Source organism: Rathayibacter sp. VKM Ac-2760 (assembly GCF_009834185.1).
Classification (GTDB): domain Bacteria; phylum Actinomycetota; class Actinomycetes; order Actinomycetales; family Microbacteriaceae; genus Rathayibacter.
In genome coordinates, this window is sequence record NZ_CP047173.1 from 3,467,017 (window position 1) to 3,480,378 (window position 13,362).

Below are 13,362 nucleotides of genomic sequence, written 5' to 3' on the forward strand. Positions count from 1 at the left end.
GTCGCGCAGCGGCGTGTCGAGCGGCGAAGCCGCACCGCGTCTCGATGGTCAGGGAAAGGACGCGGCTGCGCCGCGTCATGCTGGTCGAGTAGCCCCGCAGGGGCGTATCGAGACCCACCGTCACCAGCAGGACGGGTCTGCAGCCTCAGCGTCCTGACGATGGGGATCTCGATACGCCCGCTCCGCGGGCTACTCGATCTGCATGCAGCGCCCGCGGGAAAAGCGGGGAACGCGCACCCGATGCCGGTCGAGTAGCCGCGCTTCGGCATATCGAGACCCCCGGCTCCCATGCGCAGGCCGTCGGCCTCGTGCCTGAGCGACCGCGACTCGAGGCCTCCGCTCCGCGGGCTTCTCAGACGGATGGACCGAGCGCCACCGAGCGCGCGCAAGGCGACAAGGCTTTGTGAGTCGACGAAGGCTCACGTACCGTGATGTCCCATCCGGTCAAGAGCTCGATGACCGCAGGTCGGAGTTCGATCGATGGGGATGAACCATGAAGAACAGGACGAGGCATTGGGACTGATCCGGCTGGAGACCTGGAACGACCGGATCCAGAGCTACAACTGATGAGCGGTCGACGACGGCGCCCCGGCGGACGAATCCTCCGGGGCGCCCTGGGCGCCTTCGCCTCTCTGTCGGTGCTCTGCGGCTGCACTGTCGGCGCGACGAAGCCCGACGACTCCGCGCATGCCTACCTGGACTCGGTCAGCGGCGAGATCGTCATGCCGCTGGACGAGTACGCGTTCTACGGGAGGCATGCCGACCACCAGGTCTTCAAGGCAGCTGCGCGGGCGGTGATCGTCGAGTGCGTGAAGTCGAAAGGGTTCACGACCTCTCCCGCCCGCACGCAGCCCGACCCGGCGACCGACCTCGATGACCGGACGTTCGGACTCTGGGAGGAGCAGCGCGCAGCGCGCTACGGCTTCGACTTCGCGACGTCGCCGATGGACATCGCGCTGGAGAACGCCCGAGCGGCCGGTGGCGTGCAGTGGTCCGCAGCGTACGACGCCTGCAATCAGGACGACGAATCGGTGGTCGACGCGATGGGTGCCGTCACTCCGCCGCAGGACGAACGCCTCAACAGTGTCGTCTCCCGCTTGGAGAGCGAAGCGCGGACGAAGGCACGCAAGGACGAGCGCTGGCACCGGGCCCGCGAGCCGTGGGAGCAGTGCCTGAAAGACGCCGGACTCACCCCCCAGACAGGTGAGGATTACCTGACGAAGCAGTCCTACGAGCTGCTGGGGAACGAAGGAGCGGGGAGCAGCGAGGAGGGGATCCGGCTCGCCTCGATCGAGGCCCGCTGCAACACCGACACCCGCCTGACGCAGACGCTCGCCGACCTCGAAGCCGCATACCAGCAGCCACTGATCGACGCGAATCAAGCGGCGTTGAACGAGGAGAAGGAGCGCAAGCAGCAGCTCCTCGAGGCCGCGCGCGCGTACATCGCCGCGCATGGCTGACGGCGGGGGTGCAGTGCCGAGCAGCACGCGGCTCCGGCGCATCGAGCACCCCCTGCGGGCGGTCGTCGCGGCCCTGGTCCTGCTCGGCTCGATCACGGCCTCCTTCCTGACCGGACTCCTCGTCCAGGCGCCGGACCCCGGACCCGGGAGCCAGGCGCAGCAGACGATCCGGGTCACCGCGCCGGTGGAGCGACGGGTCGTCGACTCCCGCACGGCGTTCGCCGGCAGCGTCGTCGCCGGGAGCGAGCAGACGCTCAGCACGATCCCCTCGGGAGTCCCGGCCGTCGTCACCAGACGGACCGTCGACGTCGGCGACGTGGTCCGACCGGGGAGCCTCGTCGGCGCCGTCTCGGGACGTCCCGTCTTCGCCGTGCCCGGTCCGCTGGCGCTCTATCGCGATCTGCGCACGGAGGACGAGGGCGACGACGTCTCCTCCCTCCAGCGCGCGCTCCGCGAGACCGGGGCGGACGTCGAGGTGACGGGCTGGGTGGACTGGCGGACCACCGCCGCCGTGACGGAGCTCTTCGTCGACAACGGCTTCCCTGCGCCGACCGCCGCCGCCCCCGAGACGGTGGAACCGTCGCCGACCGATCCTGACCCGTCGGAGCCCACCCCCTCTCCGACGCCCGAGGTGCAGCAGCCCCGCGTCGTCCGGCCCCCGGGTCCGCTCATCCCCTTCGCGAGCTTCGTAGCGCTGGCGACGGCCGAGGCGACCGTGACCAACGCCCTCCCGCTCGGCGCGACGGTCACGGCCGAGGCCCCGCTGGTCACGGTCCGCACCTCTCCGAACACCGTCTCGTTCCGGGCCGACGCGGTGAGCGCTGCGACGCTGACCGACGGACAGGAGGTGAGCGTCCAGGCCGACACCCGGCAGCTGGCGGGCACGATCACGGCGATCGGGGAGTTCGTCGAGACCTCGGACGGCAAGGCGCCGGGCCGGGACGTCACGGTCGTCTCGGCCGATCCCGCCTTCGCCGGGCTCTCGCGGGGGCTGAGCGTCACAGTCCTTCCGGAGGCCGAGCACGAGGAGTCCCTCGCGGTGCCGACGGTCGCCCTCCGGCAGGACGCCGAGGGGACCTTCGTCCTCGTGGCGGACGGCGCCGAGGCAGGAGCGGAGCAGCCGGAACCCCGGCGCGTGCCCGTCACCGTCGACTACTCGGGGAACGGCTGGACCGCGATCGCTGGCGACGTCCTCGCACCCGGGAGCGAGGTGATCCTGCAGTGACCGTCGGCACTCCTCCCGCGCGCGCCGCCCTCGAGCTGACCGGGATCACCCGGACCTTCGGCGCCGACCCCGCGACCGGCATCCGGGACATCGGCATCACCGTGCGGCAGGGGGAGTTCGTCGCGATCGTCGGTCCGTCCGGCTCGGGGAAGAGCACGCTGCTGAACGTCCTCGGCCTGCTCGACACTCCGACGGCGGGCAGCTACCGCGTCTTCGGGACGGAGGTCGCCTCTCTGCGCGAGCGCGAGCGCGACCGGCTCCGGTCCCGGGTCTTCGGATTCGTCTTCCAGCAGTCGTTCGTCCTCGGCGACGTCTCCGCACTGCACAACGCGGCCCTCGGCCTGCGCACGCAGCGTGTCCCGCTCGCGGAGCGCGGCACCCGGGCGCTGGACGCCCTCGCCCGGCTCGGCGTGGAGGCGAGGGCGCACGCCGCCGGGCGGGTCCTCTCCGGCGGTGAGCAGCAGCGCCTCGCCCTCGCGCGCGCCATCGCCACCCGGCCGCGGATCGTCCTCGCCGACGAGCCGACCGGCAATCTCGACCGGGCCAACGGGACGGCGGTGCTCGAATCCCTTCGCGACCTCCACGCCGGCGGAGTCACCGTCGTCCTGATCACCCACGACGAGGCGATCGCGGCGGCCGCGGATCGCACGGTCCGGATCGTCGACGGCACCGTCGACCCGATTACGGCGACCCCGCCGCGAGCAGCAGCGCAGAGAGCCGCCGCGGAGGAGGGCGCCGAGGAGGCGGATCCGTCGCGCAGGAGTCCTCACCGCTGGGTCACGGCGCTCGCCGACGACCTCGGCGACGCCGTCGACGTCGTCACCACCCGGCTGGCTCGGACCCTGTTCCTCCTGCTCGCGTTCGCGCTGGGCATCGGCGGTCTGGTCGCCTCGATCGGGGTCAGCGAGAGCGCCTCCGAAAGCGTCGCGGACCGGCTGAGCGCAGCCGCCCTCGACGAGGTGCGCGTCTCGGTCCCCGGCGGCACGGGTCTCCTGCGCGACGACGACGACCGTCTGTCCGGGTGGATCGCGTCCGCGACCTCCCTGCCGCGCGTCGTCGGAGTCGGCTCCGCGTCCGTGGCGTCGGGCGGCTCCGGCTCGATCCAGCGCCTCTCGCCGTCCGAGCCGGAGAGGGGATCGCCGCTGAGGCTCATGTCCGCCTCCTCGGACTACCTGCGGCTCACGGGTGCGACGCCCGTGGGTCCGGACACCTTCGGACTCCTCGACAGTCCGTCCATGCGCGGGATCGCGATCGTCGGCCGCGACGCTGCCGGCGTCCTGGAGCTCCCGCCGCCCGGACCGGGCTGCCGGCTCTGGGTGAACGGCCGCACGGTCGATGTCGTCGGCGTCCTCGACTCCGGGCCTCGGCAGGCCGACCTCGCCGCTTCGGTGATCGTCTCCCCCGATGTCCTGCAGGGCTCGGCGGACGTCACGACGACACTCCTGATCCGCACCGAGCCCGGATTCCCCGCCGCCGTGGCGGAGGCACTCCCCCTTCGACTCGATCCCGCGAATCCCGGACGGTTCGGCGTCGAGACCGTCGCCGACCTCCGCGATCTCCGGACGGGCATCGGCAGCGACCTCGGCGCCCTGATCGCACTGATCTCCCTCATCCTGCTCGTCCTCGCCACCATCAGCGCCGCCACGACCCTGCACCTCTCCGTGCAGGCGAGGGCTCACGAGATCGCACTGCGCAGGGCCGTCGGCGCCAGCAGGAGCGCGGTCGGACGGCTCTTCCTCGCCGAGGGCCTCCTCATCGGCCTCCTCGGCGGAGCGGTGGGCGTGGCCGTCGGGAGTGCCGCGACGCTCGTGATCGCGGGGCTCCAGGGCTGGACTCCGGTCCTCGAACCCTGGCTGCCGGCAGCGGGGCTCGGCATCGGACTCCTGACGGGGCTCGCCGCCTCGACGATCCCCGCATGGACGGCGAGCCGCCAGGACCCGGCGCTCGCGCTCCGCGCCCGCTGACGTCCCCCCCGCTGATCGAGTAGCCGCGCAGCGGCCGCCCCCCGCTGGTCGAGTAGCCGCGCAGCGGCGTATCGAGACCACGCCCTCCAGAACGTGGGCCGACAGCTCAGCTCTCGATGAGGGTGGATCTCGATGCGCCCGCTGCGCGGGCTACTCGATCAGCAAGGGCGGGACCGGCTCCGCGGGCTCCTCGATCCGCTAGGGTCAGGCCTCGCCCGGGAGGGCCTGGCGGAGGACGATGCGGGTCCAGGCGCCGACGTAGACGCGGTCGCCCTCCTCGATCTCGCGGCGCTGGCCGGTGGGGATCGGGGTCTGCGGCAGCGGAGCGCCGGCTGCGGCGAGGTAGGTGCCGTTCGCGGACTGGAGGTCCTCGACCCACCAGCGGTAGCCGTCGGTGTTGAGCTGGCAGTGGCGCCTCGAGACGCCGGAGTCGGTGCCGCAGTCGATCTGCGGCGAGATGCCGCGCGAGGCCGAGGGCCGGCCGACGAGCAGGGAGCGCTCGCGCAGCACGACGATCGTCGGCGGTCCGGCCGACGGCATCGGGTCCTCGGCGCGCTGCTCGGCGTACCAGTCGGGATCGACCCAGATCTCCGCGATCCAGGGGTCGTCCTCCTCCGCGGCCGGGGCGACGGCAGCCGGCGCCGCAACAGCCGGCGCGGCGGTGGGTGTGCTCCCGGTGACCTCGGGGATCACCTCGGTGGCGGGAGCGGCGGCGGGCGGCGGCGAGGCGACCGGCACGTCGAAGCCGGGAGCGGGCGCCTCCCCCGGGTGCACGGCCGGGTCGCCGGCCGGCGTCGCGGAGCCGCCGACCTCTCCGGGCGCGCGCACGGCCCCCGACTCGGTGAACGGCCCGGCCTCGGGCAGCGAGCCGGTGGTGAAGTCGTAGCCGCAGTTCTCGCAGAACAGCGCGCCGGCCTCGTTGGGGTAGGAGCAGTTCGGGCAGACGGCGGGACCGGTCGGGATCGCGGTCGTCGGGTCCGCAGCGCGGGGCGCGGGAGCGGACGGCGCGGCGGGCGCGATCGGCGCGCCGCAGACGTCGCAGTAGTCGCCGGAGGCGGAGGTGTGCCCCTCCGGGCAGCGGTAGCTCACTTGCGCACCCGGGTGGTCTTCGTCGAGGCGGTGTCGAGCGCCATCTCGTCGAGCTTCGCGACCCCGCGCTTCAGCCGGACCGTCCCCTCGTTCGGGTCGTCGATCTCGACGACCTTGCGCAGCTTCGAGGTCGCCTCGTCGTTGCCGGTGGCGGCGGCGAGCTGCACGGCGCGGCCGAGCTTGACGGTCGCGGTCGCGTCGTCGCCGACGGCCTTCGCCGCGAGCCCGTCCTGGATGGCCGACGCCAGCTCGGTCTGCCCGGTGTAGTGCGCGACGGCCGGGTCGATCCGGGCGGTGAGCGCGGAGTCGTCGGTCCAGCGCGCCTTGACCAGCGCGGAGGCGACCACCTCGTCGCGGACGCTCAGCTGCACGCGCGCGGCCAGCTGCTCCGCGCCGACCGGCTTCGAGGCGACGCGGACGGCGACGTGGTACTCCCGCGACTCGTCGCCCCATGCGCCGGTCGGGTAGGAGCCGGTCAGCGGGTTGACCGGGGTGCGGCGGGAGCTGAGGTCCTCCAGGTTCGGCGCGACCTGGCGGACGAAGAGCAGCTGCGCACCCTGCGGCGTCCAGACGCGCAGCTCGCCGTTGGCGACGCCGCGGCCCATCGACGCCTGGATGAGCTGCTCGAAGTCGGCGGCCATGTCGGCCGGGTTCGCGATGAGGCCCACGGTGCCCAGGAGCGCGCTGGCGATGGTGCGCGCCTCCTCCACCACCCAGCGGGAGCCGACGCCGCGCACGTCGCACTGGAAGACGCCGCCGGCCGCGCGGATCGCCGCGTCGAGCTGCATCCGCGACTCGTGCTCGTTCTTGCCGTCGGTGAGGAGGATCGCGTGCCGCTGGGTGGCCTCGGGCACGCTCCCGAAGAGCTGGCGGGCGAGGGTCAGCCAGGTGCCCATCGCGGTGCCGCCGTCGGCCTGGAGGAAGCCGATGGCCTCCTTCGCGGCCGCGCGGGCGCCCGGCTCCATCCGCACCATCGACACGGAGGCGTTGGGGTACGGGAAGGCGCGGTCGGCGCGCTCGGAGCCCGCGACGACGGCGAAGAAGGTGCCGTCGAGGATCTGATCGACCGCCACGGCGGCGGCGCGCTTGGCCGCGGTCATGTTCTCGCCGGTCATCGAGCCGGAGCAGTCGACGATGATGATCTCGGCGGCCGCTCCGTCGCTGCCGGCCGCGCCCGTCCCCGAGGCGGTCACCGTCACGATCGCGTGCACGTCCGTCGCGCCGTCCGAGAGGAACTCGTTCTGAAAGACACTCGCGCTGAACTCCGCCATTCGGCCAGTTTATTGTGCTGCCTGGTCGCGACCGCCCTTCTCCTCGCCGGATGCGCAGCAACCGTCGGGCAACCGGAGCCGCCCCCGGCCGGCGCGCGCTTCGACTACCAGCTCGGCGGGGCCTACCCGCCCGCCGACGGCACCGGCCTCGTCGTGCGCGACCGCGAGGCCGAGCCCGCGCCCGGCGTCTACTCCGTCTGCTACGTCAACGCGTTCCAGACTCAGCCCGGCGAGGAAGTGGAGTGGGAGGCACGGCCCGAGCTGCTGCTGCGGGACGCCGACGGCGATCCCGTCACCGACCCGGACTGGCCGGACGAGACGCTGCTCGACGTGTCGACGGAGGCGAAGCGGCAGGCGCTGCTCGAGGTGGTCGTCCCGTGGCTGGACGGCTGCGCCGAGAGCGGCTTCGACGCCGTCGAGGCCGACAACCTCGACTCCGCCACCCGCTCCGAGGGACTGCTCGTCGACTCCGACACCGCCGCCTTCGCCCGCGACCTCGTCGACGCCGCGCACCGGGCGGGCCTCGCGATCGGCCAGAAGAACGCGGCGGAGCGGGCGGAGGAGATGCACGAGCTCGGCTTCGATTTCGCGATCACCGAGGAGTGCGAGCTGTTCGAGGAGTGCGGCGCGTACACCGACGTCTACGGCGAGCGGGTCTACGAGATCGAGTACTCCGACGTCGACGACGCGGCGGCCGTGTTCGCGCGGGCCTGCGCCCGTGGCGACGGGATCGGCGTGCTGCTGCGCGACCGCGACCTGCTGACGCCGGAGGACGACGGCTACGTCTCGGAGCGGTGCTGAGGCGCCGACCCGGTAGCATCGGCGACTCCGACGGGGAGCGGTGGGCGGATGCGGGGAGCACGGCGGGCGTTCACGCCCGTGGAGCAGCGGATCGACGAGGCGGCGCACCGGCTGCTCGCGCGCGGACCGGCCACCGGGCTGCGCGCCCGGCTGGTGGAGTTCCTGGTCTTCGGGGCGAAGCAGGCCTGGGCGTGCGTCTTCGGCGCGGCCCTGCTGGTGCTCGTCGTCGCCGCGCGGCTCTGGTACCCGGACGACGCGGCCCTCTCGCGGAACGACGCTCTGACGCTCGCCGCGGTGGCGCTCCAGGTCGTGATGATCGCGACGCGGCTCGAGACGGGGCGCGAGCTGTGGGTGATCGTGCTGTTCCACCTGGTCGGCACGGGGATGGAGCTGTTCAAGACCGACGTCGGCTCCTGGAGCTACGCGGCCGACGGGGTGCTGCGCGTGGGCGCGGTGCCTCTGTTCAGCGGCTTCCTCTACGCCTCGGTCGGCTCCTACCTGGCGCGCATCCACCGGCTCTTCGACGTGCGGTTCGAGCGCTGGCCGCGGCGGTGGCTGACCACGGTCGTCGCCGTGCTGATCTACGTCAACTTCTTCAGCCACCACTACCTGCCCGACGCCCGCTGGCTGCTGCTCGCGGCCGTCGCGGTGCTCTGGGGGCGCGCGACGATGCACTACCGGGTGCACCGGGGCACGCACCGGATGCCGCTGCTGGTCGCGTTCGCGCTCGTCGCGCTCTTCATCTGGCTCGCGGAGAACATCGCCACCGCCTCCGGAGCCTGGCTCTACCCGGACCAGGTCGCCGGCTGGCACCTCGTCTCCGCGTCGAAGCTCGTCTCCTGGCTGCTGCTGATGATCGTCTCGGTGGTGCTGGTGACCTGGGTGCATCCGCCGCGAGGGCCCGACGCCGTCAGCCGCTGACGGCCCGGCGCCGTCAGCCGCTGAAGGCGGTCAGCGCGTCGTCGAGGATCGACAGGCCGCGGGCGACCTCGGCGGGGGTGACCACGGCGGGCGGGACGACGTGGATGCGGTTGTCGGCGGTGAAGGGCAGCAGGCCGCGGGACAGCAGATCGGACTTGAGGCGGCCGACCGCGGCGGCGGGCAGCGGCTCGCGGGTCGCCCGGTCGGTGACGAGCTCGAGCGCCCAGAAGACGCCGGAGCCGCGGACCTCGCCGATCAGGTCGTGCTTCGCCTCCAGCGCCGCCAGGCCCGGGGCGAGGTGCTCGGAGCCGATGGTCTTCGCGTTGTCGACGATGCCCTCCTCCGCCATGGCCTCGAGGGTCGCGACGACGCTCGCGGCGGCGAGCGGGTGACCGGAGTAGGTGAGCCCGCCCGGGAAGACGCGCTCGTCGAAGTGGTGCGCGATCGGGTCGTCGATGAGGACGCCGCCGATCGGCACGTAGCCGGAGTTGACGCCCTTGGCGAAGGTGATCAGGTCGGGTCGCACGTCGAAGGCGTCGAAGGCGAACCACTCGCCGGTGCGGCCGAAGCCGGCCATCACCTCGTCGAGGATCAGCAGGATGCCGTAGCGGTCGGCGAGCGCCCGGACGCCGGCCAGATAGCCGGGCGGCGGCGTGAGGATGCCGGCGGTGCCGGGGATCGTCTCGAGCAGCAGCGCGGCGATCGACTCCGGGCCCTCCGCCTGCACGACGCGCTCGAGGTGGTGCAGCGCGCGCTCGCACTCCTGCTCGGGCGTCTCGGCCCAGAACTCGGAGCGGTAGAGGTAGGGCCCGAAGGCGTGCACGTGGCCGCGGGCGTACTCGTTGGGGATGCGGCGCCAGTCGCCGGTGGAGACGATCGCGGCGCCGGTGTTGCCGTGGTACGAGCGGTAGAACGAGACGACCTTGTCGCGGCCGGTGTAGAGCCGCGCCATCCGGATCGCGTTCTCGTTGGCGTCCGCGCCGCCGTTGGTGAAGAAGACCTTCTCGAAGCCCTCGGGGGCGCGCTCGGTGATCAGGCGTGCCGCCTCCGCGCGGGTCTCGTTCGCGAAGGCGGGCCCGACGGTGGTGAGCACCGCGGCCTGCGCCTGGATCGCGGCGACGACCTTCGGGTGCTGGTAGCCGATGTTCACGTTGACGAGCTGGCTGGAGAAGTCGAGGTAGCGCGTGCCGTCGACGTCCCAGACCTCGGCGCCGAGGCCGCCGGCGATCGGCAGCGGATTCAGCGCGCCCTGCGCCGACCAGGAGTGGAACACCCGCGAGCGGTCGGCGGCGGTGACGGAGGCGTTGGTGCTGCCCGAGGGAGTCGTGTCCGAGGAGGTCGTGTCCGAGAGCGTCATGCCTCCATCGTGCCGCGCGGCGGCACGTCGCGGTCGGCCCGCTTTGTCGAAGCCTCCGCCCTACGATGGACAGAACGTCGAATCCGATCCCGAACGGAGCCGCCCGTGCCCGCGACCGTCCGCGATCTGCTCGCCGAGCCGGCCTTCCGCCTGCACGTCCTCGCCGGTGTCCACGACGAGGCGGCGCTCGACGCCCCGCTGGTCTGGGCGCACTCCTCCGACCTGATCGACCCGACGCCGTGGCTCGAGTCGGGCCAGCTGCTGCTCACCGACGGCGTGCACTTCTCGAGCGAGCAGGGCACCGGGGAGCAGGGCGCCGACTTCTCGGAGGCGTACGTCGCGCGGCTGCGCGGCCGCGGCATCCGGGCCCTCGGCTTCGCGACCGGCATCGTGCACGACGAGGTGCCGGAGCCGCTCGTGGCGGCCTGCGCGCGGCAGGGACTGCCGCTGCTCGAGGTCGCCGACCGCACGCCGTTCATGGGGATCATCCGCTTCGTCGCGGACGTCATCTCGCGGGAGCAGCGCGAGCGGCTCGAGTGGTCGCTGGAGGCGCAGCGCCGCGTCGCGCGGGCGGCTCTGCGCCCGGACGGGCTCGCGGCGATCCTGTCGGAGCTGGAGCGGCAGCTGGACTGCTGGGTCGCCCTCTACGACGCGGTCGGTCAGCGCGTGCACCTGCCGACGCGGCTCGACGTGCCGGAGGCGGCGGAGCGCTCGGTCGCGGCGGCCGTGCGCCAGGCGCTCTCCCGCGGCAGCCGGGCGGGGCTCCGCCTCGACGACGGCGGCGGCGTCACCCTGCAGACGCTCGGGCAGCGCGATCACCTGCGCGGGGTGCTCGCGGTCGGCACCGGCACGCCGCTCGACCCCGCGGGCAACGATCTGGTCGCGAGCGTGATCGGGCTGGCGAGCATCGCGCTGGAGCAGCGCCGCGCCCTCGACACCTCCCGGCGGCAGCTGCGCTCGGGGCTGCTGGAGCTGCTCGCCGCGGGCGCCTTCGACGTCGCGGCGCGCACGGCGCGGCAGCTCTGGGGCACGCTGCCGGCCGAGCCGGTGCGGGTGAGCGTGCTGAGCGAGCCGGTGCGCGGCGACTCGCTGCTCGACGAGCTGGAGGTGTTCGCGGAGGAGAACGGCGCGCGGCTGTTCTTCGCCGAGCGCGACGAGACCCTCGTGGTGATCACCGGCGCGGAGGATCTGGAGCTGATCGCGGGGGTGCTCGAGCGGCACGGTGCGCGGGCGGGGGCGTCGGCGCCGATCGCGTGGTCGGAGCTGGACCGCGGGCTGACCGAGGCGCGGCGCGCGGCGGAGCGGGCGAGCGCGGCGCAACCGCTGCTCCGCTTCGAGGAGGTGACCGCGGAGGGGATGCGCGGCCTGCTCGCCGCCGCGGGTGCCGAGCCGCTCGCCCGCCGGCTGCTCGCGCCGCTGCTCACCCCCGAGGGCGCCGTGCTGCTCGAGAGCGCCCGCGTCTGGCTCCGCTGCAACGGCGCCTGGGAGCCGGCCGCCCGCGAGCTCGGCGTGCACCGGCACACGCTCCGCAACCGCATCACGGCGGCGGAGCGGGCGCTGGGCGTCGACCTCGACGACGTGGAGGCGCGCACGGAGCTGTGGCTGGCGCTGAGCGTGCTCTGACGCGGGGTCTCGATACGCCGCTGCGCGGCTACTCGACCGGCGGGCAGTTCTTGCTGATCGAGTAGGACGCGGAGCGTCCGTATCGAGATCCACACCTCCCGGCGGCGTGCCTCAGTTCTGCGGGAAGCCCAGGTTGATCCCACCGTGGCTGGGGTCCAGCCACCGCGACGTGATCGCCTTCTGCTGCGTGAAGAACCGCACGCCCTCCGCCCCGTGCGCCTTCGTGTCGCCGAACAGCGACGACTTCCAGCCACCGAACGAGAACGTCGCCACCGGCACCGGGATCGGCACGTTGATGCCGATCATCCCGACCTCGACCTCGTTCTGGAAGCGCCGCGCGGCCCCGCCGTCGTTCGTGAAGATCGCCGTCCCGTTGCCGAAGGCGCCGTTGTTGATCAGCGCCACGCCCTCCTCGTAGGAGGCGACGCGGACGATCGAGAGCACCGGTCCGAAGATCTCCTCCGTGTACGCCTTCGAGGTGACCGGGACGTCGTCGAGGAGCGTCGGTCCGAGCCAGAAGCCGTCGGCCGCGCCGTCGACCTCGATCCCGCGACCGTCGATGACGACCTTCGCGCCGTCCTCCTCGGCGATGGCGATGTAGGAGGCGACCTTGTCGCGGTGCGCCTCGGTCACGAGCGGGCCCATGTCGCAGCCGCGGCGCCCGTCGCCGATGCGCAGGGTCGCGGCGCGCTCCTGGATCTTCGCGATCAGCTCGTCCGCGACGGGCTCGACGGCGACGACGACCGAGATCGCCATGCAGCGCTCGCCCGCCGAGCCGAACCCGGCGTTGATCGCCGAGTCCGCGACGAGGTCGAGGTCCGCGTCCGGCAGCACCAGCATGTGGTTCTTCGCCCCGCCGAGCGCCTGCACGCGCTTGCCGTTGCGGGTGCCCGTCTCGTAGACGTACTGGGCGATCGGGGTGGAGCCGACGAAGGAGATCGACTTGACGTCGGGGTGCTCCAGCAGGCCGTCGACCGCGACCTTGTCGCCGTTCAGCACGGTGAAGACGCCGTCGGGGAGGCCGGCTTCCTTCCAGAGCGCACCGAGCCAGATCGCCGACGACGGGTCCTTCTCGGACGGCTTCACGACGACGGTGTTGCCGGCGGCGATCGCGATCGGGAAGAACCACATCGGCACCATCGCGGGGAAGTTGAACGGCGAGATGATCCCGACGACCCCCAGCGGCTGCTTCACGGAGTAGACGTCGACGCCGGTGGAGACCTGCTCCGAGTACTCGCCCTTGAGGTGGTGCGCGAGGCCGGTCGCGAACTCGACGACCTCCTGGCCACGGGTGATCTCGCCCATCGCGTCGGAGAGGACCTTGCCGTGCTCGGAGGTGATGATCTCGGCGAGCTCGCCCTTCTTGGCCTCGAGCAGCTCGCGGAACCGGAAGACGATCTGCTGGCGCTTGGCCAGCGAGGTGTCGCGCCAGGCGGGGAAGGCGGCCTTCGCGGAGGCGACGGCCGCGTCGATCTCGGCGGCGTCGGCGAGGGCGACCTCCTTGGTCACGACGCCGAGGGCCGGGTCGTAGACCGGCGCGGTGCGGCCCGAGGACGACGGCGAGGGGGCGCCGTCGATCCAGTGGCCGACGGTGGACAGCGAGGTGGCGGGCGACTCGGCGATGCTCATGGGGTCGAGGGTAGGCGGGGAG

The 13,362-nt window shown here is 72.9% G+C and carries 10 protein-coding genes; 6 read left to right on the top strand and 4 right to left on the bottom strand.

The window, feature by feature from the left end; genetic code table 11:
• The first annotated feature begins 566 nt into the window (after window positions 1–566).
• From GSU72_RS15835 to GSU72_RS15845, 3 genes are read left to right on the top strand one after another with little or no spacing between them, the layout of a single operon-like run.
• Window positions 567–1,460, top strand: coding sequence for a hypothetical protein (locus tag GSU72_RS15835; RefSeq protein WP_159985899.1), 894 nt, complete (start codon window positions 567–569; stop codon window positions 1,458–1,460).
• Complete coding sequence (locus GSU72_RS15840; RefSeq protein WP_159985900.1) at window positions 1,453–2,685, top strand: hypothetical protein; 1,233 nt, start codon at window positions 1,453–1,455, stop codon at window positions 2,683–2,685. Before GSU72_RS15835 ends, GSU72_RS15840 begins: the two co-directional genes overlap by 8 nt.
• Complete coding sequence (locus GSU72_RS15845; RefSeq protein WP_159985901.1) at window positions 2,682–4,649, top strand: ATP-binding cassette domain-containing protein; 1,968 nt, start codon at window positions 2,682–2,684, stop codon at window positions 4,647–4,649. The genes GSU72_RS15840 and GSU72_RS15845 overlap by 4 nt, the downstream gene beginning before the upstream one ends.
• Before the next feature lie 204 nt (window positions 4,650–4,853).
• Here GSU72_RS15845 and GSU72_RS15850 read toward each other — a convergent pair whose 3' ends face one another.
• Window positions 4,854–5,738, bottom strand: coding sequence for an FHA domain-containing protein (locus tag GSU72_RS15850; RefSeq protein ID WP_159985902.1), 885 nt, complete (start codon window positions 5,736–5,738; stop codon window positions 4,854–4,856).
• A complete protein-coding gene (locus GSU72_RS15855; RefSeq protein WP_159985903.1) occupies window positions 5,735–7,009 on the bottom strand; it encodes a VWA domain-containing protein in 1,275 nt (424 codons plus the stop codon). Before GSU72_RS15855 ends, GSU72_RS15850 begins: the two co-directional genes overlap by 4 nt.
• A 12-nt stretch (window positions 7,010–7,021) precedes the next feature.
• Between GSU72_RS15855 and GSU72_RS15860 the strand changes: the two genes are divergently transcribed.
• Both GSU72_RS15860 and GSU72_RS15865 read left to right on the top strand, forming a co-directional pair.
• Window positions 7,022–7,810, top strand: a complete 789-nt coding sequence (locus tag GSU72_RS15860; RefSeq protein WP_208545075.1) for an endo alpha-1,4 polygalactosaminidase — start codon at window positions 7,022–7,024, stop codon at window positions 7,808–7,810.
• A gap of 48 nt (window positions 7,811–7,858) precedes the next feature.
• Window positions 7,859–8,731 carry a DUF817 domain-containing protein gene (locus GSU72_RS15865; protein WP_159985904.1) on the top strand — a complete coding sequence of 291 codons (873 nt, stop codon included), beginning with the start codon at window positions 7,859–7,861 and terminating at the stop codon, window positions 8,729–8,731.
• Between the two features lie 13 nt (window positions 8,732–8,744).
• On the opposite strand, the gene GSU72_RS15870 is transcribed toward GSU72_RS15865, so the two are convergent.
• Window positions 8,745–10,088 (bottom strand): aspartate aminotransferase family protein, encoded by a 1,344-nt coding sequence (locus tag GSU72_RS15870; RefSeq protein ID WP_159985905.1) that lies wholly within the window; start codon window positions 10,086–10,088, stop codon window positions 8,745–8,747.
• A gap of 105 nt (window positions 10,089–10,193) precedes the next feature.
• Here GSU72_RS15870 and GSU72_RS15875 point away from each other — a divergent pair, with 105 nt between their 5' ends.
• Complete coding sequence (locus GSU72_RS15875; RefSeq protein ID WP_159985906.1) at window positions 10,194–11,711, top strand: PucR family transcriptional regulator; 1,518 nt, start codon at window positions 10,194–10,196, stop codon at window positions 11,709–11,711.
• A 111-nt stretch (window positions 11,712–11,822) separates the two neighbouring features.
• Here the strand turns inward: GSU72_RS15875 and GSU72_RS15880 are convergent, their stop codons facing one another.
• Window positions 11,823–13,340 (bottom strand): CoA-acylating methylmalonate-semialdehyde dehydrogenase, encoded by a 1,518-nt coding sequence (locus tag GSU72_RS15880; RefSeq protein WP_159985907.1) that lies wholly within the window; start codon window positions 13,338–13,340, stop codon window positions 11,823–11,825.
• Between the last annotated feature and the right edge of the window lie 22 nt (window positions 13,341–13,362).

Coding starts and splice junctions, on each gene's coding strand:
- GSU72_RS15835 (WP_159985899.1), top strand. CDS start 567: ATGAGCGGTCGACGACGGCGCCCCGGCGGACGAATCCTCCGGGGCGCC.
- GSU72_RS15840 (WP_159985900.1), top strand. CDS start 1,453: ATGGCTGACGGCGGGGGTGCAGTGCCGAGCAGCACGCGGCTCCGGCGC.
- GSU72_RS15855 (WP_159985903.1), bottom strand. CDS start 7,009: ATGGCGGAGTTCAGCGCGAGTGTCTTTCAGAACGAGTTCCTCTCGGAC.
- GSU72_RS15865 (WP_159985904.1), top strand. CDS start 7,859: ATGCGGGGAGCACGGCGGGCGTTCACGCCCGTGGAGCAGCGGATCGAC.
- GSU72_RS15870 (WP_159985905.1), bottom strand. CDS start 10,088: ATGACGCTCTCGGACACGACCTCCTCGGACACGACTCCCTCGGGCAGC.
- GSU72_RS15880 (WP_159985907.1), bottom strand. CDS start 13,340: ATGAGCATCGCCGAGTCGCCCGCCACCTCGCTGTCCACCGTCGGCCAC.